General features: G+C 55.5%; 20 protein-coding genes and 1 CRISPR repeat array. Of the genes, 16 read left to right on the top strand and 4 right to left on the bottom strand.

Features of this window, described 5'->3' with window-relative positions:
• Positions 1-94 precede the first annotated feature (94 nt).
• The 15 genes from bioC (at position 95) to B6S09_RS05705 (ending at position 16758) form a co-directional block, all read left to right on the top strand.
• Positions 95-850, top strand: a complete 756-nt coding sequence (bioC, locus tag B6S09_RS05770; protein WP_094277556.1) for a malonyl-ACP O-methyltransferase BioC — start codon at positions 95-97, stop codon at positions 848-850.
• Positions 843-1526 carry a dethiobiotin synthase gene (bioD, locus tag B6S09_RS05765; RefSeq protein WP_094277555.1) on the top strand — a complete coding sequence of 228 codons (684 nt, stop codon included), beginning with the start codon at positions 843-845 and terminating at the stop codon, positions 1524-1526. Before bioC ends, bioD begins: the two co-directional genes overlap by 8 nt.
• A 75-nt stretch (positions 1527-1601) precedes the next feature.
• Positions 1602-2477 (top strand): protease HtpX, encoded by an 876-nt coding sequence (gene htpX, locus B6S09_RS05760; RefSeq protein ID WP_094277554.1) that lies wholly within the window; start codon positions 1602-1604, stop codon positions 2475-2477.
• 342 nt (positions 2478-2819) lie between these two features.
• Entirely contained in the window at positions 2820-3656 is an 837-nt protein-coding gene (locus B6S09_RS05755) for a helix-turn-helix transcriptional regulator (RefSeq protein WP_094277553.1), read from the top strand.
• A gap of 96 nt (positions 3657-3752) precedes the next feature.
• Complete coding sequence (locus B6S09_RS05750; RefSeq protein WP_094277552.1) at positions 3753-6473, top strand: CRISPR-associated helicase/endonuclease Cas3; 2721 nt, start codon at positions 3753-3755, stop codon at positions 6471-6473.
• A 368-nt stretch (positions 6474-6841) separates the two neighbouring features.
• Complete coding sequence (locus B6S09_RS18730) at positions 6842-6973, top strand: hypothetical protein (protein ID WP_279586623.1); 132 nt, start codon at positions 6842-6844, stop codon at positions 6971-6973.
• 60 nt (positions 6974-7033) lie between these two features.
• A complete protein-coding gene (gene casA / locus B6S09_RS05745; RefSeq protein WP_094277551.1) occupies positions 7034-8626 on the top strand; it encodes a type I-E CRISPR-associated protein Cse1/CasA in 1593 nt (530 codons plus the stop codon).
• Positions 8626-9237: a type I-E CRISPR-associated protein Cse2/CasB gene (gene casB, locus B6S09_RS05740; protein WP_094277550.1), complete on the top strand. Its 612-nt coding sequence runs from the start codon at positions 8626-8628 to the stop codon at positions 9235-9237. The genes casA and casB overlap by 1 nt, the downstream gene beginning before the upstream one ends.
• 14 nt (positions 9238-9251) lie before the next feature.
• Positions 9252-10286 carry a type I-E CRISPR-associated protein Cas7/Cse4/CasC gene (gene cas7e / locus B6S09_RS05735; RefSeq protein ID WP_094277549.1) on the top strand — a complete coding sequence of 345 codons (1035 nt, stop codon included), beginning with the start codon at positions 9252-9254 and terminating at the stop codon, positions 10284-10286.
• Between the two features lie 9 nt (positions 10287-10295).
• Positions 10296-11030 (top strand): type I-E CRISPR-associated protein Cas5/CasD, encoded by a 735-nt coding sequence (cas5e, locus tag B6S09_RS05730; protein ID WP_208321662.1) that lies wholly within the window; start codon positions 10296-10298, stop codon positions 11028-11030.
• A 1-nt stretch (position 11031) separates the two neighbouring features.
• Positions 11032-11853 (top strand): type I-E CRISPR-associated protein Cas6/Cse3/CasE, encoded by an 822-nt coding sequence (cas6e, locus tag B6S09_RS05725; RefSeq protein ID WP_094277547.1) that lies wholly within the window; start codon positions 11032-11034, stop codon positions 11851-11853.
• A 27-nt stretch (positions 11854-11880) separates the two neighbouring features.
• Complete coding sequence (gene cas1e / locus B6S09_RS05720) at positions 11881-12798, top strand: type I-E CRISPR-associated endonuclease Cas1e (RefSeq protein ID WP_094277546.1); 918 nt, start codon at positions 11881-11883, stop codon at positions 12796-12798.
• 2 nt (positions 12799-12800) lie between these two features.
• On the top strand, positions 12801-13094 hold the full coding sequence (cas2e, locus tag B6S09_RS05715; RefSeq protein ID WP_094277545.1) for a type I-E CRISPR-associated endoribonuclease Cas2e: 294 nt from the start codon (positions 12801-12803) through the stop codon (positions 13092-13094).
• Positions 13095-13178: 84 nt separating this feature from the next.
• A CRISPR array of direct repeats spans positions 13179-15891; the repeat unit is 29 nt; unit sequence CCGTTCCCCGCAGGCGCGGGGATAAACCG.
• A 134-nt stretch (positions 15892-16025) separates the two neighbouring features.
• Positions 16026-16346 (top strand): DUF4144 family protein, encoded by a 321-nt coding sequence (locus B6S09_RS05710; protein WP_094277544.1) that lies wholly within the window; start codon positions 16026-16028, stop codon positions 16344-16346.
• A gap of 19 nt (positions 16347-16365) precedes the next feature.
• The gene (locus B6S09_RS05705; protein WP_094277726.1) at positions 16366-16758 is read left to right on the top strand and encodes a septal ring lytic transglycosylase RlpA family protein; all 393 of its coding nucleotides are present in this window, start codon (positions 16366-16368) and stop codon (positions 16756-16758) included.
• Here B6S09_RS05705 and B6S09_RS05700 read toward each other — a convergent pair.
• The 3 genes from B6S09_RS05700 to cobT are packed head-to-tail and all read right to left on the bottom strand — an operon-like array spanning position 16736 to position 19094.
• Complete coding sequence (locus B6S09_RS05700) at positions 16736-17284, bottom strand: histidine phosphatase family protein (protein WP_094277543.1); 549 nt, start codon at positions 17282-17284, stop codon at positions 16736-16738. The two genes, B6S09_RS05705 and B6S09_RS05700, sit on opposite strands and share 23 nt — an antisense overlap.
• Positions 17281-18045 carry an adenosylcobinamide-GDP ribazoletransferase gene (gene cobS, locus B6S09_RS05695; RefSeq protein WP_094277542.1) on the bottom strand — a complete coding sequence of 255 codons (765 nt, stop codon included), beginning with the start codon at positions 18043-18045 and terminating at the stop codon, positions 17281-17283. Before cobS ends, B6S09_RS05700 begins: the two co-directional genes overlap by 4 nt.
• Positions 18042-19094 (bottom strand): nicotinate-nucleotide--dimethylbenzimidazole phosphoribosyltransferase, encoded by a 1053-nt coding sequence (gene cobT, locus B6S09_RS05690; protein ID WP_094277541.1) that lies wholly within the window; start codon positions 19092-19094, stop codon positions 18042-18044. The genes cobS and cobT overlap by 4 nt, the downstream gene beginning before the upstream one ends.
• A gap of 81 nt (positions 19095-19175) precedes the next feature.
• Here cobT and B6S09_RS05685 point away from each other — a divergent pair, with 81 nt between their 5' ends.
• Entirely contained in the window at positions 19176-20192 is a 1017-nt protein-coding gene (locus tag B6S09_RS05685; RefSeq protein WP_094277540.1) for a metal-dependent hydrolase, read from the top strand.
• Positions 20193-20232: 40 nt separating this feature from the next.
• Here B6S09_RS05685 and B6S09_RS05680 read toward each other — a convergent pair whose 3' ends face one another.
• Positions 20233-23340, bottom strand: a complete 3108-nt coding sequence (locus B6S09_RS05680) for a transglycosylase domain-containing protein (RefSeq protein ID WP_094277539.1) — start codon at positions 23338-23340, stop codon at positions 20233-20235.
• Positions 23341-23451: the final 111 nt, after the last annotated feature.

Genomic DNA, 23451 nt, shown 5'->3' with positions numbered 1-23451 from the left:
ATAAGGTGGAATGCACCGCCGCCCGCAGAATGGATTCCGGCTCAAAGGCCGGAATGACTTTACTAACAGTTGACAGCCGACTTCCGGAGAATCCATGCAACAGGTCGACAAACATAAAGTGGCCCGGGCTTTCAGCCGCGCGGCGCTCAGTTATGATCGCCACAATACACTGCAACGACGCACCGGTGAGGCTTTGCTGGCGTATTTGCCTGACCAGGCCCGTACCGGGTTGGATCTGGGGTGTGGCAGTGGCTGGTTTATACCTGCACTAAAACAGCGTACGCAGCAGTTACTGGCGCTGGATCTGTCTACGGCCATGTTGCAACAGGCCGCCAGCCGGGCCGATATCATGCCTTTGTGCGCCGATATGGACGCGCCTCCTGTTGCCGAGCACAGCCTTGATTTTATTTTTGCCAATCTGTGCATGCAGTGGAGTAACCATCCTGCGGCCTGGCTGAGCAACTGGAGCCAGAGGCTTAAACCCGGCGGTGTGATGGTGTTTTCCACTTTGCTCAACGGCAGCCTGGCGGAGCTGGCTGAAAGCTGGCGGACCCTTGATAATCATCGCCATATCAATCGCTTTACCGAAACGCCTTTGCTGCAGCAATACCTCGCTGCCACCAACCGGCGCTGGCAACTGCATACCGCCACCGAGCAATTGTTTTATCCCGAGCTGAAAGCCCTGCTGCAGGATCTTAAAGGCATTGGTGCCAACCAGATCAACGACAACCGGCGCACGGGGCTGCTGGGTAAAAATGCCTGGCAGCAGCTTAATTTCATCTATCCTAAAAACCAGCAGGGCCAATGTGTGGCGACCTACCGGCTGGCATATGGAGTAATTCATGGCTAAAACCTTTTTTGTGACCGGCACGGATACCGAAACCGGCAAAACCTTTGTGACCCGTGCTTTGATGCGGGCTGCTAAAGAAGCAGGCAAACAGGTACTGGGTTATAAGCCGGTGGCCTCGGGATGTGAGCTGATAAACGGTGAGCTGAAAAACGAAGATGCCCTTACCCTGAAGGCGGAATCCAGCATTGAGTTGCCTTACTCTATGCACAACCCCTATGCATTTGCCCCTGCCATTGCTCCTCACATTGCTGCTGAACAGGCCGGTGAAGGTATCGAGTTGCCTCGCATTGCCGAAGGGCTGGCACGTCTGCAAGAAACCTCTGCCGACTGGATTTTTGTGGAAGGAGCCGGCGGCTGGCGGTTGCCTCTGGGGCAGGGGCGGTTTTTATCCGACTGGGTAAAACGAGAACACCTGCCGGTTATTCTGGTGGTAGGTGCGCGCCTGGGCTGCATTAATCATGCACTGCTTACTCTGGAAGCGATTCGTCATGATGGCCTGGTGGTAGCTGGTTGGGTACTGAATCGGGTAGATGCTCACATGAGTCACTATGAAGAGAACGCAGTCACTCTTAAACAGCTTATCCGCGCTCCCTTCCTGGGAGAGGTGCCAAGGCTGACGGAAGGCGAAGCAGAAACGGCCGAGAGCTTTATTGATCTGGCTCCCCTGCTTAAATAATTCATCATCAGCACCTTGAAATTCCCATCGCCAGACATATTATGTCTGTAGTTCCCTGATGTAAGGAAAGGTTTGATGAAACGCGTATTGTTGTTTATTGCCACCAACCTGGCTGTGGTGCTGGTGCTGGGTGTGGTGCTGAACATCGTATTTTCCGTGCTGGGTATCAACAGCCGCAGCATTGGCGGCATGCTGGTATTCTGTGCCGTATTTGGTTTTGGCGGCGCTATTATTTCGCTGCTTATCTCCAAGTGGATGGCCAAGCGCAGCTATGGCGTGCAGGTGATTGAACAGCCCCGCAACGAAATGGAGCACTGGCTGCTTTCTACCGTACAACGTCAGGCACAGCAGGCCGGTATTGGCATGCCGGAAGTGGGTATTTACGACTCGCCCGACATGAACGCCTTTGCTACCGGAGCAAGCCGTAACAACTCGTTGGTAGCGGTGTCTACCGGGTTGATGTACAGCATGAGCCGGGATGAAGCCGAAGCCGTACTGGCGCACGAGGTAAGCCACATTGCCAACGGTGATATGGTCACCCTTACTCTTATTCAGGGTGTAGTGAACACCTTTGTTATGTTCTTCGCCCGTATTGTGGCCAACGTGATCAGCGGCTTCTTCAGTAACAGTGAAGAGGAAGAAGGCGGTGGAATGGGTGGCATTGCCTACTTTATTACCGTGATGGTGCTCGAGATGCTGTTTGGTATTCTGGCTTCCATTATTGTGATGTGGTTCAGCCGCCAGCGTGAATACCGTGCCGACGAAGGCGGTGCCCGCCTGGCCGGCCGTGAAAAAATGATCGCTGCCCTTGAGCGTTTGCGCCATGGTCATGAATCTCAGCTTGAAGGCTCTCTGGCCGCTTTTGGTATTAATGGCAAGCAACAAAGTGAACTGCTGATGAGCCATCCGCCGCTGGAAAAACGTATTCACGTGCTGCGAACCCAGCGCTGATTGTTGCAATAACCCTGTAGTTTGGTCTCTTTAACCCCGGCATGCCGGGGTTTTTTTATTGGAGCGCAGGCGGCTCGCCTGAAAATTGGCGCGAAGCGGCAACCCAGGGCCACGCCTAAGCGGGATAACCTTTAAAAAGCGTTATTATTGCGTCATCTCCGCGCAGGCGGAGATCTAGGGCATAGTGCACCGGGGGCATCCTTCAGGTGGCCAAAAAAGTGATGGACTACCAGCATCCTTAATCAAGCCCATTTTTTAGTAGTTTCGCCCTTCCTGAAGAAGAGTCTTGTTATTTCCGTGCTAAATGCTTCTAATGATAAAAAACTAAAAAGCACGGACGTTATGATAAAACCCGAACTTTATCGCCGCTATTGGCTGACAGAGCTTATTTGTTATTGGGAAGGCAGGCTCACCACCAACCATTTACAGCAATTTTTTGGTCTGAGCCGGCAGCAGGCCAGCAAAGCCATTAATCAATATCAGCAAGAGTATGCCGGCAACCTCATTTACAGCCCGTCACGCAAAGGCTATTTACCCTCCGAGAATTTTCATCCTGCTCATATTTCTGCTGATGTAACCGAATATCTCAACTGGATGACCGGGCAAAGTGCCCGTGCCATGCCCGCCGAACCAGGCTACCGGCTGGAACATGCCATTCTGGCTCTGCCGGCCCGGCAGGTGGATCCCGGGGTTATTCAGCAACTAGTGCGGGCACTGCGCAACAATGAGCGGCTGGATGTGGACTATGGTGCGGTAAGCAATACCGATCGGGACGGCCGTATTATTGTTCCGGTGCGCTTTGTTAATACCGGCAGTCGCTGGCACCTGCGTGCCTGGTGTGAAAAAGCGCAGGATTACCGTGATTTTGTGCTAAGCCGCTTTCACGGCACGCCCGTACCGGAAGGTAAACTGCTGGCCCCACTTCCTCCCGACACGCGCTGGAATACGCATATCACTCTCACCATCAAACCCGATCCCCGTTTAAGCCCCGAGCAACAACAAGCCCTGATCCACGACTACGCCATGGAAAACGGCCAGCTGAAAATAAATGTCCGCGCCGCCCTGGCCGGATATTTACTACGGGAAATGCAGATAAACACCAAATGGCTCGACGGCAATCCCGCCGCCCAGCAGTTAATTCTGGCTAATTACGATGTGGTGAAGGAATGGTTGTTTTGAGCTCACCTGTAAAGTGAGGCGACATGTTTTTTGTACAGGGTTGGCTGAAGAGCCGGAATGCACCAGAGTAAGCGCAGTCAACAAAAGGAAAACAGAATGAATGCTAGTTATTTTCTGTATTGGGGCAAGGCCAGTAAGGATGAAAAAAAGTCCGGGGCAGAGTATCACTTGTTGCCTTATCACTGCCTCGATGTAGCAGCGGTGGGCTGGTGGCTGCTGGATGAACACGATCCCCTTACCAAAAGCCTGGCGGATTTCCTCAATATTTCTCCCGCGCAACTGCGGCTGCTGTTTACCTTTTTTCTCATGCTGCACGATCTTGGCAAGTTTGCATCGGCATTCCAAAATCTGGCCGATTTCCCAGATTCTCCGCTGGTTAACCATCAACCAAGGTTTGGTTATGACAGCCATCAGGCCAGACACGACAGGCTGGGTTATTTTTTCTGGTTGCAGGCCAGCCGGGGCAGGCATTTATCAGGCACCGAGCTTGGACTTAAGCAAACCGAACTTACTCAAGTCAGTCCGGCTCTGGACAGCCTGAACGCCATGTTTGATGTGGTATTTGGCCACCATGGTTACCCCATTAACCGGAGCAACCAGACGAGGGCGATGAAAAACTACTGTCATGAGGAAGATATCAGCGCAGCCTGTGACTTTATTCGGGACTGTGCGGCATTGCTGCAAGTTGAGTGGCCGGAGCAGCAAATGGCCGATAAAGAGTGGCTGGCACGCTTTCGGCAGGTGAGCTGGCACTTATCCGGCCTGGCTATTTTAAGTGACTGGATTGGCTCCGACACAAACCATTTTGAGTATCAAACCGGTGGTTATACGCTCGAGGAGTATTGGCCTGTTGCACAGGACAAGGCCCGGCAAGCACTGGCGGCAACGGAGCTGAACCAGCCTGTTAGTGTACAGCCGTTTATCTCTGTCCAGTCTCATTTTGGTTTTGAACCGACCCCTTTGCAGGCATGGGCAGAGTCGGTGCCTCTGGCTGCCGGCCCCCAGTTATTTATTCTTGAAGACGTAACTGGCGCTGGCAAAACAGAGGCGGCACTGGCCTTGACCCACCGGTTGTTGCAGCAGGGTGAGGCTGATGGTTTTTATTTTGGTTTGCCCACCATGGCGACTTCCAATGCCATGTTCTCTCGCGTGGCTGGCCACTATCTGCAGATGTTATCGGTGCAAGACAGTCGCCCCAGTATAGTGCTGGCCCATGGTGCCCGAGAAATGAACGAGCAATTTCAGGAAGCCTTGCTCCCCGCTGACAAAGCCGGCACTCCTTATGCGCAAGGCGACGATACCGCCAGTCTGTATTGTAATCAGTGGCTGGCAGACTCCCGCAAGAAAGCGCTGCTGGCCTCGGTGGGAGTGGGCACTATTGATCAGGCGTTAATGGCGGTGCTGCCACGCAAGCACCAACCCTTAAGGCTGATAGGGCTGCACCGGAAAGTGCTGATTTTTGATGAGGTGCATGCGGCCGACGCCTTCATGTTTGAATTGCTGGATGACTTGTTACAGGTTCATTTGCGCCAGGGGGGCAGCGTCATCCTGCTCACTGCCACCTTGGCACAGCAACAACGGGAACGATTGTGCCGGATCTGGCAACAAGCTGGGGGGATTGCTCCTTTGCTGTTGCCGGAGAAAGCTGATTTTCCCTTGGCGACACACATTAGCTTTGAGCAAGGCCTTAAAGAAACACCGGTTGCCAGCAGAAAGTCAGTTAGCCGGGAGCTGAACGTTGCCTTTGTGCATAGCGAACAAGCCTGTGCCGAAAAAATTCTGAATGCACACAAAAGTGACCAGTGTGTGGTGTGGATTCGCAACTCGGTGGACGATGCCATCCGTGCCTATCAAATGCTCGCTGAACAACTTGGCTCTGATGAAGCGCTGACACTGTTTCACAGCCGTTTTACCTTGAAGGATCGCAAAGCGATAGAAAACAGGGTGCTGGCTATCTTCGGTAAACAGGGCGGTCAGGATGTTCGGCAGGGGCAAATCCTGATTGCTACCCAGGTTTTTCAGGAAAGTCTTGATGCAGATGCCGACCTGATGGTTTCCGATCTGTGTCCTATTGATGATCTCATTCAGCGAGCCGGCCGGCTTCATCGTCATATTCGGGACACATGGGGTAATCGCACAGATAAAACTCAGGATGAGCGTTCGTCTCCACTTTTGTTGGTTCATGCGCCTGAGTGGCAGGAACAACCCAATGCTGACTGGCTGCTCAATCATTTGCCCAATACCGAATACGTTTATCGCTCTCCCGGCAGGCTGTGGCTGGGCATGCAGATATTGCGCAAGCAGGGAGCGATCCGCATGCCGGGTGAGGCAAGAACATTAATAGAAGCGGTTTATGACAAAACCGCATTTGAGCGTATGCCACCAGCGCTGCAGAAAAAGGAAGACCAATATTTTGGTGAAATGCGTGGTCAGGCTGCCCGGGCCAAAAGCCAGTTAATTGAGTGGAATAAAGGTTACAACCAGACCAGTGCCAAAGCCTGGCACGACGACAACATCGAGATCAGCACGCGTTTTTCGGACAGAGAAACCGTTCAGGTGTTGGTGTTCAGGCTCGATCCCTATGGCCGGATTCAGTTGTGGGCAGAAGGTGAGCCTTATGCCTTGCAGAATAGTGTGGTGAAGCTTGCCAAGCATCGTTTCGCCGACAAGCTGGCAGCTTTGCCTGGTGAGTTTGTCGCAGACTTTGAGAAGCTGACACAGCGCTATCCCCAGGCAAAGTTTCTGCAGCCCTGGTTGCCGGATAGCGATCAAGGATTTGGGTACTGTGCTCAGCTGGGAGTGGTAGAGAAGAAGTAAATCCCCGCCGAAGCGGGGAACAGAATAGAACCGAGGGAGCAGTCTCTCTCTAGAGTGGTTCATCTCCGAGTGTCGGAGAAACAGCGCGGAGAGTACGTGAGTTTGAGGGGGATCGCCAGTTCTGAAAGAGAGCTTTCGATAAATCAATTTTAACAGTTTCTCTGTAGAGCTTTTATTTTTTGATATTCTTGTTTGGGTGTGGTTTACTTGAGTCCAGTATTGAATCCATCAGAGGAGGTGGGCGTAATTGAGGCAGCGAACTACTCCCAATACACCCGAGCGTAGCAACGAGGATGGTATTAGGGTTCGGTACTGGGCGCAAGAGCGTTCTCTGATGAAGTGCCTCATCAATGACGCGAGGAATGACCATGTCAGATCAACCCGAGCAGGACTATGTTGTGATTTTCCGGCGGTTCATCAAAGGAAAAGACGGCCGTCTGCTGGATGCAAGGCAGTATGGGAAGAAGGCTTGGCCGATAAAAGTACCGGCGAAAAAGTAAGCTCGAGGGGCGACTTACGCCCCTCATTCTCATATTTTACGAAATTAAGGAGCAATATTGATGAATCTGTTAACCGCTCCCTGGCTGAGCTACCGGTTCAGGGATGGCAGCGAGGAGCAGTTGCCACTCACTGCCATTGCCAACCCTGATGTGGTGGACTTTGCCTTGCCAAGGGCTGATTTCCATGGTGCCGCTTACCAGTTTGCCATTGGCTTGTTACAAACCGTTCTGGCACCGCAGGATAAAGATGACTGGCACAAACAGTATCTGTCGCCGCCCGATGAGGCCGAGCTGGCCGCCGCGTTTGCCAAGGTAGAGCATGCTTTTGAGCTGAACGGAGACAGTCCGCGCTTTATGCAGGATTCGGATCCGCTGGATGCCGCCAGTCCTGTTCCGGTTTCCGGCCTCTTGATAGAGGCGCCGGGCGGCAACACCCTGAAGCTGAATACTGATCATTTCATTAAACGCGGTATTGCGGAAACGCTGTCGCCGGAAATGGCTGCGCTGGCGCTGTTTACCCTGCAGATCAATGCCCCATCGGGTGGCCAGGGACACAGAACCGGCCTGCGAGGTGGAGGCCCGCTGACCACCCTGGTGTTGCCTCATGAAGATGACGCCAGCTTGTGGCAGAAGCTGTGGCTGAATGTTCAGAGTCGTGAGTCTTGGACGTATAAAGACCCCGATTATCACAGTGCAGAGCTGTTCCCCTGGCTGGGAAAAACACGCATTAGCAAAAACAAGGGCAGTGACATCTATGCACACGATGTGCATCCGCTTGCCATGTTCTGGGCCATGCCGCGACGGATCCGGCTGCTGTTTGAACAGCAGGAAGGCACTTGCCAGTTAAGTCTTAAAGCATGTTCCTCTGTTTGCCGGCAATACCGTACCAGCAATTACGGCAATAACTATGTGGGCACCTGGCTACATCCGCTGACCCATTACCGCTCTAACCCCAAAAAGCCGGATGAGGATTATCTATCCACCAAAGGGCAGCCCGGCGGAATTCAGTATAAGCAGTGGCACAGCCTCAGCTTTGTCGATGCTGCGGAAGGCAGTCATCCAGCCCAGGTGGTACAGGACTTTCTTCTTCGCAAGTCTGAATATTTCGATGTGAACTGGGGGGAAGCCCCCAGATTGTGGGCCTTTGGATTCGATATGGACAATATGAAAGCCAGAGGCTGGTACAACAGCGAATTTCCGCTGATTCGGCTGGAACCCGAGCTCAGGGATGAGCTGCTTCATGAGATCAAGGCCATGCAAACTCTGGCGCAAGAAGTGCTGTGGCACTGCCGGACCCAGATAAAGGCAGCCTGGTTTGACAAACCCGCCGATGCCAAAGGCGATACCAGTCACATCGACTTACAGTTCTGGCAGCGAACACAAAATGACTTTTTCCAGATGGTGGCAGCGCTGCTGAATGCACCGGATGGCCGGTTAACACCGGAAGCTGCCGCGCGCTGGCTGTGGGCATTGTCCCGGCATGCCAGGGCTTTGTTTGACGATCTGGCACTGTCCAATCTGTATCCCGACCGGAAAATGTATAAAAAAATCCGAGCCCGCCGTCAGCTCACAGGCTGGCTGGCTGGCAGCAAACGTATTCGGCAATTCAGTCAGGATTACCGACTCGACACCTTAACCGAGGAGCTGGCGTGATGACAGACACAGAGCAAGCCGTAACACCCAAAGCACTCTTTGCCGGCGAGGGTGCATTAATGCGCTGGTGGCAAGCAATGATGTTGACCGAGCAGGAACTCAACACATTGAATATTCGGCCCGCGCCCACAGTGTATCGAGCCGAGCTGAAATGGGCCGGCACACCGGAAGCAGCCTTGATGACCCAGGGGTTCAGAGCCTTGTGGCTGGCGCTGCCGGATTCGGCCCGGGAGCGTAAACCCTGGAGCATGCTTGCATGGGCTGCTCTGGCAGGCGTGCTGAGTCATGTAAAACAGCAGGATGACAGCAGGAGTTTTGCGGCGTCACTGGGCAAAATTAATCCCGATATCGATAAACCCAAAGTCAGTGAATTGCGCTTTCAGCAACTGCAGGGGGCGAGAACCCCGGAGGACTTTTACCGTCGCCTGCACCGCTTGATAAAGCAGGTAAATGGTAAAACCCATGTGGCTTCTCTGGCCAGAGGCATACTCGACTGGTTTGATGAACATCATGGCCAGCAGGCAGTGCGTCCCGATAAAAAAATCGCCGTACGCTGGGCAATGGATTACTACCAGGCCGCCGAGCCGGCACTGGCAAAAAACAAGGATTAAACAAGGAGATTATGATGAGCAAATTTATTCAACTGCACCTGCTGACCTCTTATGCCCCCTCCAATCTTAACCGTGACGATCTGGGCCGGCCTAAAACCGCCCGTATGGGAGGAACTGAACGTTTACGAGTCAGCTCACAGAGTCTGAAGCGTCATTGGCGTACTTCCGATGTGTTTGAACAGACTCTGGGCCAGCATATTGGTACCCGTACCAAACGCCTGGGCGTGGAAGTATTTAATCAGCTGTGTGAGCTGGGCGTGTCTGAGAAGCAGGCCAAAACCTGGGCAATAGCCATTGCGGGTGTGTTTGGTAAAGGCAAAAAAGACAGTCTGGAAATTGAACAGCTTGCCCATATCAGTCCGGAAGAGCTGGCAGCAGTAGATGCCTTGGTGAAGACCCTGGCTGCAGAAAACCGCGCGCCGGAAAAAGATGATCTTGCCTTGTTGCGCCGGAATGCCGCAGCAGCCGATATTGCCATGTTTGGTCGTATGCTGGCGTCCTCCCCTGAGTTTAACTGTGAAGCTGCCTGTCAGGTTGCCCATGCCATCAGTGTGCATGGCGTTGCGGTAGAAGAAGATTACTTTACTGCCGTGGATGACCTTAACCGGGGCGACTCGGATCTTGGTGCGGCGCATATTGGTGAAGCGGCCTTTTCTGCTGCCTTGTTTTACAGCTACATCTGTATCGATAAAGAGTTGCTCGTCAGTAATCTGGGCGGTGATATTGAACTCGCCAATAAAGCCATTACAGCATTGGTAGAAGCTGCGGTGAAGGTGTCTCCGAAAGGTAAGCAGAACAGCTTTGCTTCCCGTGCTTATGCCTCTTATGTGCTGGCCGAAAAAGGTGATCAGCAGCCTCGTTCTCTGTCGGTCGCCTTTCTGAAGCCCATTATCGGTGAAAACCAGGCGGAAGACGCGGTTAAGGCACTGCAGCGGCAGGTTGAAAATTTTGACAAGGTGTATGGAGCCTGTGCCGATGACCGCTACTCCGTTAATGCGCTGGAAGGCGAGGGCAGCTTTGAGCAGTTAAAAGCATTTGCCGCAGATTAAGGAGGCATTATGCAATATCTGGTTTTTCGGCTTTATGGTCCCATGGCCAGCTGGGGAGAAGCCGCAGTGGGTGGAGACAGACCTTCTGGTCTGACTCCCAGTCGCTCTGCAGTGCTGGGGTTGCTTGGTGCCGCGCTGGGTATTAAACGAGACGATGTGAGCAGGCTTGAAGCGCTGCGGGCCGCGGTGGGGATCGCTGTTAAGGCTTATTCCTGCGGCAGCCTGATGCGGGACTATCATACTGCTCAGGTACCTTCACAGGACAGAAAGCGTACATTTTACAGCCGAAAAGATGAGCTGAGTGTAGACAAAGACAAGCTGAATACGGTCTTGTCCAGCCGTGATTATCGCAGTGATGGATATTGGATAGTGGCAGTGTGGTTGTGGCAGCAAAGCGAGTTCACGCTTGAGATGCTGGAAGCTGCATTAAAAAAACCGATATTTACACCGTATCTTGGGCGAAAGGCCTGCCCGCTGGCCCTTCCCGTAACTCCACAATTAGTTGAGTCTGAGTTAAAAGAAGCGCTCGATACGCCATTCCCGCCGATTTTATTCAGCCATGAGCAGGATCGGCGCTGGCTTGGCCTGGGTAACACCGTCACTTATCTGTGGCAGGGAACGGCCGGTGACTTGGGCGAATCTGAAAGTGTGCAGAGCAGCCAAGTATGGGATGAGCCGATAAGCAGGGAGCCCTGGCAGTTTTCGGCACGGCAGGTGCATCAGCTGACTCTGGTGGAGGAATAACATGTATTTATCCCGCGTAACCCTGGCTGATGCACCATCGGCCAGAGCCGAGTTAATTAAGTCCATGCACAAAGGTGTGTATGGCTATCATCAGCTGCTGTGGCGGCTTTTCACCCAGCAAAGTGAACGCAGCTTTTTATTTCGTCACGAGCAGAGTGATGGTCGTCTGGTCCCTCAGGGAGAGCCTGTTTTTTATGTGCTTTCCCGCGAGCAGCCTGATAATGCCGAGCAGCTGTTTCAGGTGGAAAGCAGGCCATTTTTACCTCAGCTTAAGTCAGGAGAACAACTTGGCTTTCAACTCAGGGTAAACCCAACGGTGTGCCGTAACGGAAAACGGCATGATGTTTTGATGGATGCCCAGCAGAAATGGCTGTATCAGGAAGCACAGTTGCTGGAGTTGTCCACTGAGGGTACCAAAAAAAACCTGAAGCACCGGTTGCTGGATATGGCGACAGATGAAGATATTCATCGCTGGAATACAGTGATTGAAAACGGTCGCTATTGTGGCGAGCTGGAAGCGAGATTGGGCAGAAGCTCAGCGCTTGAACTGGCATTAAAAACCATATCCGAGCGGGCTTTACTGACCTGGTGGCAACAGCGTAGTCAACAAATTGGTATTCAGTGCTCTGATGATGCCATGCAAGCCGATGGATATTTGCAGCACCATATCAAGGGCAAAGGTACTGGTGCCATGTTCAGCTCAATTAACCTCAGCGGTTCTCTTACTGTTGATAAACCGGAAACTTTTATTGAGAGTCTTGCGAGAGGAGTCGGAAGATCCAAGGCCTTCGGCTGTGGCCTGATGTTAATTCGAAGGATTTAATTCGCGGAACTTTTAGGGAGCTGATGCATGGCCTTTATTCCCCTCAAACCGATACCGCTTAAAAACAGAGCTTCCATGATCTTTCTGCAATATGGACAGATTGATGTGATTGACGGTGCCTTTGTGCTGATTGATAAAAGTGGTGTGCGCACTCACATTCCCGTTGGCTCGGTGGCTTGCATTATGCTGGAGCCCGGCACCCGGGTTTCTCATGCCGCTGCCAAATTGGCTGCCACTGTCGGGACCTTGTTGGTATGGGTTGGCGAAGCGGGTGTACGTCTTTATGCCTCCGGGCAGCCAGGCGGAGCCCGTTCCGATAAGCTGTTATATCAGGCCAAGCTGGCCCTGGAGGAAGATCTTCGTCTTAAAGTAGTGCGTAAAATGTTTGAGTTGCGCTTTGGCGAAGAAGCACCCAGCCGCCGTTCCGTGGATCAACTCAGGGGCATTGAAGGCAGTCGGGTACGGGCTACTTACGCCATGCTGGCAAAACAGTACGGCGTTAAGTGGAACGGTCGCCGTTATGATCCGAAAGACTGGTCTAAAGGTGATAAGGTTAATCAGTGCATCAGTGCTGCCACCTCCTGCCTGTATGGCATTACTGAGGCCGCCATTTTGGCGGCCGGATATGCACCGGCGATTGGGTTTATTCATACAGGAAAGCCATTATCTTTTGTGTATGACATCGCTGATATCATCAAATTTGATGATGTGGTTCCCAAAGCCTTTGAGATAGCGAGCAAGTCTCCTGCCAGTCCCGATAGAGAAGTACGAATTGCCTGCCGGGATATTTTTCGAAGCAGCAATACGCTGGGAAAGCTCATCCCTCTTATTGAAGAAGTGCTGGCCGCTGGTGAAATAGAGCCACCGCCGCCTCCAAAAGATGCTCAGCCCATTGCGATTCCCGAGCCAAAGCCGTTGGGTGAAGAAGGACACAGGAGTGGCTGATAATGAGCATGCTAGTGGTGGTTACTGAAAGTGTGCCCTTCCGTCTCAGGGGCCGGCTTGCCGTCTGGATGCTTGAAGTAAGGGCGGGAGTGTATGTGGGTGATGTATCCAAGCGGATCAGAGAAATGATTTGGGAGCAGATCACCGAACTGGCTGAACAAGGCAACGTGGTAATGGCCTGGGCGACTAACTCAGAGTCGGGATTTGAATTCCAGACCTATGGCCAGAATCGGCGCATGCCGGTGGACTTGGATGGGCTGCGCTTAGTGTCTTTCTATCCTGTTGAAAATCAGTAGGTTATAGATCTTTAAAAACATGGAATAGTTGGTGGCTTTTTCATGCCTGGAAAAAGTCATCTAAATCAGTAATATACGTTTAGTCCGTTCCCCGCAGGCGCGGGGATAAACCGACTACGATGAATCTGAATGGAGCATCTGTCAGCCGTTCCCCGCAGGCGCGGGGATAAACCGGATTGAATGAGGAGGACGAGCGTCTGCGTAAGCCGTTCCCCGCAGGCGCGGGGATAAACCGGTAACTCCCAAGCCCGAACTGCACTCAGCCTACCGTTCCCCGCAGGCGCGGGGATAAACCGCACAAGGCGCGCACCGCCCAGTTCCGGCGACACCGTTCCCCGCAGGCGCGGGGATAAACCGCGGCAGCAGCTTCGGCATGCTCACCCCCCTGTCCGTTCCCCGCAGGCGCGGGGATAAACCGTAGGCCGCCCACTCTTTTGCCTCAATACTTTCCCGTTCCCCGCAGGCGCGGGGATAAACCGATAATATCAATTGGGCGGTGGACTTCATTGAACCGTTCCCCGCAGGCGCGGGGATAAACCGCAACTGTGCGTAAGAACACAACCGAATGGCTACCGTTCCCCGCAGGCGCGGGGATAAACCGAACTACGGCCTGCTTAATGACCCGTCGCTGAACCGTTCCCCGCAGGCGCGGGGATAAACCGGATACAGATGCCCGTTACGACACCCGGGACCACCGTTCCCCGCAGGCGCGGGGATAAACCGTTACTTACTTTCGCAGTGAAAGGTACAACCGCCCGTTCCCCGCAGGCGCGGGGATAAACCGTGGAACTGGGACGCTACAGTAAGTCATCAGGCCCGTTCCCCGCAGGCGCGGGGATAAACCGGACTTTGATGCCTGGATGCAGAACGGCACCCTCCGTTCCCCGCAGGCGCGGGGATAAACCGGCCTGCTGCCGGCTCAGGTGGCTGACTACCTGCCGTTCCCCGCAGGCGCGGGGATAAACCGCATTACCGCTACCCGCACCTTTAAGCGCCAGGCCGTTCCCCGCAGGCGCGGGGATAAACCGCAGGGTGGGTTTATTCATCCAGGCCCCCCATGCCGTTCCCCGCAGGCGCGGGGATAAACCGGCGGTATCGGCATTTATTATTGATGCCATGGTCCGTTCCCCGCAGGCGCGGGGATAAACCGGGTGACTCGCCAGCCAGTTTCCCCGTTTTCGTCCGTTCCCCGCAGGCGCGGGGATAAACCGACGGCAACATTGTGGCCAGACTCAACAAAATGCCGTTCCCCGCAGGCGCGGGGATAAACCGCCTCGATAAACTGTTCACCAGCCTGAAGGGTGCCGTTCCCCGCAGGCGCGGGGATAAACCGTGCGTGTCCATGCGGCTGTTTGAGGGGCTGGACCGTTCCCCGCAGGCGCGGGGATAAACCGGCTCGGGCAATCAGCTGGGCGTGGGTGGCAGCCCGTTCCCCGCAGGCGCGGGGATAAACCGCCACAAGGTCTGGTCGCGAACAGCTCAAGCAGCCGTTCCCCGCAGGCGCGGGGATAAACCGGGCGTGAAAATGTGGCAACGGTATATCTTGGGCCGTTCCCCGCAGGCGCGGGGATAAACCAGCGTCAGGGCGTCGCCTTCTTGTACGTAGTTCCCGTTCCCCGCAGGCGCGGGGATAAACCGCCACCTGCGGTTAGCCAGATTCTACTGCCCGACCGTTCCCCGCAGGCGCGGGGATAAACCGCAGCCAGCGTTCTCGGGAAATATTTCCGAATCCCGTTCCCCGCAGGCGCGGGGATAAACCGGTAAAAAAATAGTGGTAGCTCGTCGTCGGGTCCCGTTCCCCGCAGGCGCGGGGATAAACCGCTGCCCTGCTCTACGACGTATGCTGTGGCTACCCGTTCCCCGCAGGCGCGGGGATAAACCGGGATATGCACCAACCGGAAAGGATAGGGGCAACCGTTCCCCGCAGGCGCGGGGATAAACCGACGTGGGATAGCTTCGTTCCGGGCCCTGCAACCCGTTCCCCGCAGGCGCGGGGATAAACCGGCCGCGCCGATTACCCGCTGTGGGTGAAGGACCCGTTCCCCGCAGGCGCGGGGATAAACCGGCAGAGTCCGTCGAGATAAAGGGCATCAAAGGCCGTTCCCCGCAGGCGCGGGGATAAACCGGGCGAGTGAAGTAGGTGCCAAAGAAACAACTACCGTTCCCCGCAGGCGCGGGGATAAACCGCGGGCTATCTAACCCCGGAGCTGCGTCCCGAGCCGTTCCCCGCAGGCGCGGGGATAAACCGGACTTTCCCGAGTGGGCCCCGGAGCTGCTGCCCCGTTCCCCGCAGGCGCGGGGATAAACCGGCCGACTGCTTCGCCATCTGCCTGCAGGCCATCCGTTCCCCGCAGGCGCGGGGATAAACCGATGTGTCGGACAAGTTCGGTGATTACCTGGCCCCGTTCCCCGCAGGCGCGGGGATAAACCGGCCGGCCTGTGCCGCTGTGTTACGGCGAGATGCCGTTCCCCGCAGGCGCGGGGATAAACCGCGTCCAGCGGCGCAGCAGGTCACGCTTCAGCGCCGTTCCCCGCAGGCGCGGGGATAAACCGAATGGCGAATCGACGTGTTCCGCACGCACGGCCCGTTCCCCGCAGGCGCGGGGATAAACCGGTTGTCGTAATTGATATTACAGATCCTGGCAACCGTTCCCCGCAGGCGCGGGGATAAACCGGTCGTGTCTGCCAGAGGATCCGCCGCCGGTTCCCGTTCCCCGCAGGCGCGGGGATAAACCGGGCTGATGGACGACAAGCTGACGCACCGACCTCCGTTCCCCGCAGGCGCGGGGATAAACCGTGAGCGCCGCGTTCACCACAGTTGCACTTATCCCGTTCCCCGTAGGAATTACCGGGTCTTCCTCCGTGGCGGCCCTTCTTACCTGCTTTCCTGCCTGCTATAGTTCCGCTTTTGCACCGTACCGTGGTTTATCTATGAGCTGCCAGTTTCCTGCTATTGTCTATTGCACGGATACCCATGATTTTATTCATATTACTGAAGCCGAAGAGCTGAATGAGCATCACTGGCATGCCGGAGATCGGCTTATCGACAGTGCTGGTCGGGTGCATGTTTTATCGCAAAATGAACAGCTGGGGCTGTACTGGAAGGGGCTGCCGGATCTAATATGCCTGTCGGAACTGAACGCCGGCCTGCGCCAATTTGCTGCGGGGCTGGGTATTTGCTGCATTCCCAAACTGACAATCCGCTCGGCCAAAGAGGCGGTGGCGCTGGTCGTCTGGTTGGAAATGCAATAATTAACGTGGTGATATGATCATGCGTTTATTCTTGCGTTGTTGTTTGGTGTTTTTATTGCTGGGGGTGTCGGCGTGTGCCTCCCAGTCCGGTGCCAGCTCGCCGTCATCGCGGCAGGTGATGCTGCTGGGTGAGGGCAAGGCATCCTATTATGGTGGGCGTCATCATGGCCTGAAAACAGCCAGTGGAGAACGTTTTAATAAAAACGATCTCACCGCTGCCCATAAAACCCTGCCATTTGGCACCCGGGTAAAGGTGACTAACCTGAACAATAACCGGGTGGTGGTGGTGCGTATTAACGACAGAGGCCCCTATGCCCACGGGCGGGTTATCGATCTGTCCGAACGAGCGGCTCGGGAAGTGGGCATGCTCAGGGCCGGAGTGGCATCGGTCAAGCTGGAGTTACTGAAATAACTATTTGCTGCCGGTAGGCTACCGATGCTGGCCAAAGAGATGGGCTGTCCGGAGTATGGTGGCCCTGAGCCAACAGGCGGGCGGCGTTCATCCAGCCGGCATGTCCCACCGCCAGTACTGGCTTATCCGGCAGTTGGCTGAGCCAGCTGCTTACTCTGCCAAATAGCTGCTGCAGGCTTTCGCCGCCGGTCGGTGCAAAGCCTGCAAAATTGTTACACCAAGCGTCAATTTCCGTTTTTTCTATTTCATTCCAGGGACGGCCGTCCCAGTGGCCGAAATTGATTTCTTTTAACTCTGTTACTGAATGCCATTGCCATCCTTGTGCCGCCAGCAAGGTTCCCACCCCGGCTGCACGTTGCAGCGGACTGGTGTAAATGACTTTAGGCAGCCGGTGCCGGCGGGCAAACCGCTGGATCTGACCTGCCAGCCGTTTTAGTTTACGCTGTTCAGCGGGGGCATCGGTATGGCCAAGGCAAAGGCCCTGAACATGTAACGGTTTGGGATGACGCCAGATGTAGAGTGTCATAGCTGTGCTGCCAGCCCGGCATAAATAGCGATTTCTGCCAGTTGCTGGGTGGCGCCAAGTCCGTCCCCGGTATAGCCATTCAGCCGGCGTTTAAGCAAACGATACATATAGGCGGTGGCCAGGGCAGCTAGCAGAACGGCCAGCACTATCTGCACAGAGTCAAATACCGGGCCAAGCAGCCACAATGGTGGCAGCAGCCACAGGCTGGCCATTCCCCACTGAAAAGGCGTTAACCGCTGTGCCATGGGTTTGGCTTTGGCATGCTCAATGTCTCCGCCATAGGGTAACAGGGTGATCAAACTGATACAGGCCAGCCGCGATCCGCTATGGGCCAGCATCAGTGCTGCCATGGCCGCTACCGGTATCATGCTGGCCAGCAGCGCTATTTTTAATAGCAATGCCAGAACCAGTCCCAGGGTACCAAAGGTTCCCAGGCGCGAGTCTTTCATGATGGTCAGGGCCCGAGCCTTGGTGAGACCGCCGCCCAGGCCGTCGCAGGTGTCGGCCAGGCCATCTTCATGAAAGGCTCCGGTAATATAAATGCCAAAGGCGGTACTGAGCACAGCTGCCGGCACGACACCCAAAGCGAGGTCCGCCAGCCAGTAAATCAGGGCGCATAATGCGCCCACCAACAACCCTACCGCCGGAAAATGCCGGCTGCTCTGATGCAGCCAGTCGGGGTTAAAGTGCTTCAGTGCCGGCAGTGGCAGACGAGTCAGAAACTGGGTGGCCACCAGCAGCAGGGTCAGTTCGTGCTTCATGAGCTGGCTCCGCTGATGCCGGCATCTTCAAAGCTGGCCATTTCGTTTATAAAAGCACAGGCAGACTGCAACAGCGGGTAAGCCAGGGCGGCACCGCTGCCTTCGCCAAGGCGCAGGTTCAGTTCGAGCAAGGGGGTGGCGTTCAGTAATTGCAGCACATAACGATGGCCGGGTTCGGCTGAGCCATGCCCGAACACGGCATAGTCGCAGGTGCCCGGTGCCAGCCTGTTGGCCACCAGTAGGGCCACACCGGCAATAAAGCCGTCCATCAGTAAAATGCGCCGCTCCGCTGCCCCCTGGATCAGAGCCCCGGCCATCATGGCAATTTCCAGCCCGCCCAGCGCAGTCAGTACGTCGAGTGGAGTTTGTGCGCTGGCATGGCGGCTCAGCACTGCCTGAAGCACCCGGGTTTTATGGTGCAGGCCGTTATTATTCAGTCCGGTACCGCGGCCGGTACATTTCGCTACCGGCAGTTTGCCTAGCCGTGCCAGCAGCAAGCTGGCGGACGAGGTATTGCCAATGCCCATTTCACCGGTCAGCAGCAGGTTACCGGGCAGAGTTTGCACCAGCTCCATGCCAGCTTGCAGGGCCTGGATACATTCGTCGCGGGTCATGGCCGGCGTATGCAGAGCATTGCGGGTGCCTTTGCGTACTTTTTTATCGATAAGCCGGGCATGGGGAGTAAAATCGGCGTTAACTCCGGCGTCCACGGCTTGCAGCGCCAGGTTGTGCTGGCGGGCAAATACATTGATGGCGGCACCGCCTTGCAAAAAGTTATGCACCATCTGAGGGGTCACAGCGGCAGGAAAGGCGGAAACGCCTTCATCGGTGAGGCCATGATCGGCGGCAAATACTGCTACCTGAGGATGATGAATGGCGGGTGTCAGGCTTTGCTGAATCAGCCCCAGCCGGATGGCCAACGACTCCAGTGTGCCGAGGGAACCGGGTGGTTTGGTTTTGTTACTGACCTTTTGCTGCAACTGTTGTTGCAGGGCAGGGTTGGCAATGAGGGGAATGGCAGGCAGAGTAAGCTGGCTGGTCACTGGCATGGCGATGAGTGCATAAAAATCAAGGACTCACATGCTATCAGACTGTATGGTAAAAACTGATTTTATTTCGGATGAGGCAGCATGGACTCGGTTTCTCAAATAGCATTGGGCGCTGCCGTAGGGGTGGCCGTGATGGGACGGACAGTCGGCATGGGCAGAGCGGCGTTGGCCGGTGCGGCATTTGGCACCTTGCCGGATCTGGATGTCATCTTTGATTATGGTGACCCCGTCAGCAATATGACCAAACACAGAGGGGCCAGCCATGCACTGTTTTATCTTACCTTGTGTGCACCTGTGTGTGGCTGGTTGCTGGGCCGGCAGGCGCACTGGCAACGCTGGACGCTGGCCATCTGGCTGATATTAATGACCCATGTGGGTATTGATTTTATGACGGTATACGGCACCCAGCTGGGGCAGCCGTTTACCTATTACCCCTTCGGGGCCGGCAGCATTTTCATTATAGATCCGCTTTATACCTTGCCATTACTGGCGGGGCTGTGGTTTGCCCTGCGCCGTAAAAGCACCAGCGCCAACCGGCTGGGGCTGGTGGTCAGCACGCTCTACCTGGGCTGGAGTCTGGTGGCACAGGGGCTGGCGGAGGAGAAAGCCCACACTCTGCTGGCACAGCAGCAGGTTGCTGCAGAGCGGGTGCTGGTAACGCCGGCACCGCTTAATACCCTGCTGTGGCGGGTGCTGGTCATGACCCCGGACGGATATTGGGAAGGACATGTGTCGTTGCTGGATACCGAGCCCACTCCCTTGGTGTTTCATACTGTGGACTCGATCCTGCTCAGGGAATGGCAAACCCAGCCATATGTGGCACGTATGATCTGGTTTACCAAAGGGTTTTTCCGGCTGAGTGAACACAATCATGAGCTGGTGGTCACCGACTTGCGCATGGGGCAGGAGCCGGGGTACGTGTTTAACTTTGCGGTGGCCCGGCGTAATACACAGGGCGAGTGGCAGGCCCTTGATGTCCCCCGTCAGTTCAGTGAAGGCCATAACAGCACCGCGCTTTCCTGGTTGTGGCGGCGGGCTCTGGGTCAGCCGGTTATGCCACCCGGCGTCTCAGCGGTAACGGTTAACGCACTGCGTTGACCCTGCTTAAACCATATGGTTTACCGCTTATCGCCTTGTATTACCCCTCATTGCGCGGGACATGTTCACTGGCAGCAAATTGTTGGTGGCACAGTGTTTGTGCACCGGGTTGCAGGTAGGGACGCAGAATGGGCTCCATGCCTTTCAGCACCTGTACCGGCAGGGCGGAGGTAAAGTGGAAGTTGTCGGCCTGCTCACCTGGCACATAGGCGGTGAGGGTGCCAAAGTGGCGGTCTCCCAGATAAAACACAAAGGTAGCAGTGCGGTTGCGGGCTTCGGACTTGATGACCTGACCATAGCGGGTCACGGTTTCTATGCGGTTGTCGCCGGTGCCGGTTTTTCCGCCCAGCACCAGTGGCGAGCCATCGGTCAGGCTGAAGCTGCCCTGCAAGCGGCGGGCGGTGCCGCCTTCAACCACCTGAGACAGGGCATAGCGCAGGGCGGTGGCGACCTCGGCTGGCATCACCCGCTGCCCACGATTAGGGTCCGGACCAAGGTGGACCTCATAGGGGGTACGATCGGCAAAACGCAGTGAGTTAATGCGCACCACCGGCACACGCACGCCATCGTTTAGAATAATGCCAATCAGTTCGGCCAGGGCGGCAGGTCTGTCACCCGAGCTGCCAATGGCGGTGGCCAGTGAGGGCACCAGCTGATCAAACGGAAAGCCCAGTTGTTGCCAGCGTTCATGGATTTCACTGAACACTTCAATTTCCAGCATGGTACGCATCCGGCTGTCCCGGGCACTACGGTGTCGGGTTTTAAACAGCCAGCCATAAACTTCCTGACGGGGCTCGGCACTGGCGGCCACTGCATCACTGAAACTGGCCTCTGGGTGCTGACGCAAATAGCCCAACAGCCACATTTCCAACGGGTGCTTACGGGCAATATAGCCCTGATCAGGCAGGCTCCATGCGCCGGGACCATGCTGGTGATACAGTTTTTCTATCCGGCTGTCGGTCAGTTTATGATCCAGGGGCAGTTGCCTGCGCATAAAGGCATTGAACTCATCCAGGCCGGCTTCGGGCTGCAAATAGCGGTGCGCGGCGGCCATCCGGCTGCGCAGAGGGCGTACACTGGCAAAAAAGGCGTCGAGCCGCTCTTCATGAGTTTTGTTCTGATATTTATTCCAGAAACGGCGCAGAAATACGGTCCCCTCTTTATCGGCAAACTGTCGTAAATAGGTGAGCCGTTGGGGGTCTTTGTCATCACTTAGTAATCGTGCCCTTTGCTCGTCCTGGTAAAGAGCGTGGCGCACCAGCTCGCGCATCAGGCGTATAAAGGGCAGGTTAATCGATTCACGCAGGGATTCAATCATGGTCGGACGCCGGCCATTGTCCTGTTTACGGAAGTTGGCAAAGGTGTGCAGGCCGCCACCGGTAAAAAAGCGTTCATGGGGGCTGGCTGAAAAGCGCCGCTCCAGTGCCGCGGCCAGCATGCTGTTCAGGTCGCGATCAGCATGATGACGCATCAGATAATCAAGGGCCCAGCGGCTGAGGGTGTCGTTGCGGTGAGGCGTAAGCTCTTTGAGGGCTGGCAGGGTTTTGTCGGCATGGAGCCGGTGTAATTCGGCCACCATTTGCAAATAGGTGGTCAGCACTCTGAGTTTGGCGGTAGAGCCCAGCTCCAGCTTGCTGCTGTCATTAATATCAAATGGCTGGCCGGTATTGTCGGTCTGTACCCTGACATTAAAGCTGTGTTCACCCCGTTCAAACAGCGTAAAACTGTAACGTACATCGGCGGTTTTTTCCGGCGAGAGCAGGCGCTTGCCATAAAGTCCGGCAGTGCGCGCCACCTCCGGATCGGCCAGCTCGTTCAGATAGCGGCTGACTTTTTGTTGCAGCTCGGCATTCAGGGTGGTTTCTGCCTGCAAATCGAGCCGGTCCAGCTCGTAGTAGCCAAGGCCCAGCAGGCCCGCCAGCCGGCCGCGGGATGCATGCAGCAGCTTGCTGCCTTCAACCCGCTGCAGCACCGGATTGTCACTAAAGTCGCGAAAGTGCAGCTGCCTGGCCAGCGCGGCATCGCGCAGGGCGGGTGTAATTAACCCGGCATCGGCCTGCAGTCGTAAATAGCTGTCGGTGATGCTTTCCAGCTCATTGCGGCCGGCGAATAAATAATATGATGGCCGGCGCTGGGCAATCATTAATGCCATGACCCGGCGCAGGGCCAGTCCCTGTTCGTCCATAGGCAAACCGGCATTCTGTGCAGGATCAAGCAGAGTGTTTACCCGCTCAAGACGGGTGTCGAACCATACCCATAAGCCATCGCCCAGACCATGCACCTCACCATGACCGGGGGCGGCTGCCAGCGGAACTGAGTTCAGGTAAGACAGGGCGACCCGCTGGCGGGCAGCCAGGGTTTCGGGGCCTTGTTGATAGGCGCGGACGCTGGCCGAGATCATCTGACGTAATTTCTCACTGGCGGAGTGAGTCAATCCCCCGGGAGAATGACGGAACTTTTCAATTTGCGTGGCCAGGGTGCTGCCGCCGGCGGAGTCATCCTGTAACGCGAGTGCCCGGCCTAGTTGCGACAGCGCCGCTTTTACAAAGCGGGGCCAGTCTACTGCCGGATTGGCCAGCGGTTGCTCGGTGTTCAGCAGCGCCCGGTTTTCAATAAACAACAGGGTATTCAGAATTTGCGGTGCAATGTCGTGGAAGTGAGCAAAATGGCGCTGCGGATAAAAATGCTCATAAACAGGTTCGGCCCGGCAGTCGCTCAGACCCAGCCCGGCCCGGTGTTTTTCGGGGTAAGGAATGAAAAAGCCGCGCTGGCTGTAGCTGAGCAGGGCGTTTGAGAACTGGGTTTGTTGCTCCACCACAAAGTGCTGCTGTTCCAGCCTGGCCAGCAGTGCCGGCAGCCGGGTGTAGCCCAAGCGCTGGTCAAAGGGGCCGTCTTGCGGAAATTGCACTGTCTGGCTCGGTCCCGGTTCCAGCTGATAGGTCAGTGTGGCAGCGTAGCGGGAGAGTTCCCGGCTTTGCAGGCGGGATGTGCGCAATTCATCAAGCACGGCCAGTGTTAAGGCACCCAGCAGCATGAATAAAAAAAGCCACAACATCCAGCGCCAGCGTCGCCTGGCGGTATGCTGTACCTCGGGCTGCTGATCCGTCAGACGGCCCGGAGAATGTTCCGAGTGCGGTATCACATCCATAATCTGCCTCTGCGCCCCGTTTCAGGGGTTCTTATGTAAACAGTTTAGCTGCACCGCCATGGTTTTGTGTTTGCGCCGTTATTATTCAGGCCAAGTTTTATTACCATCATA

The sequence above is a fragment of the Oceanimonas baumannii genome, from assembly GCF_002245495.1.
Classification (GTDB): domain Bacteria; phylum Pseudomonadota; class Gammaproteobacteria; order Enterobacterales; family Aeromonadaceae; genus Oceanimonas; species Oceanimonas baumannii.
This window is presented reverse-complemented; position numbering and strand designations above follow the sequence as displayed.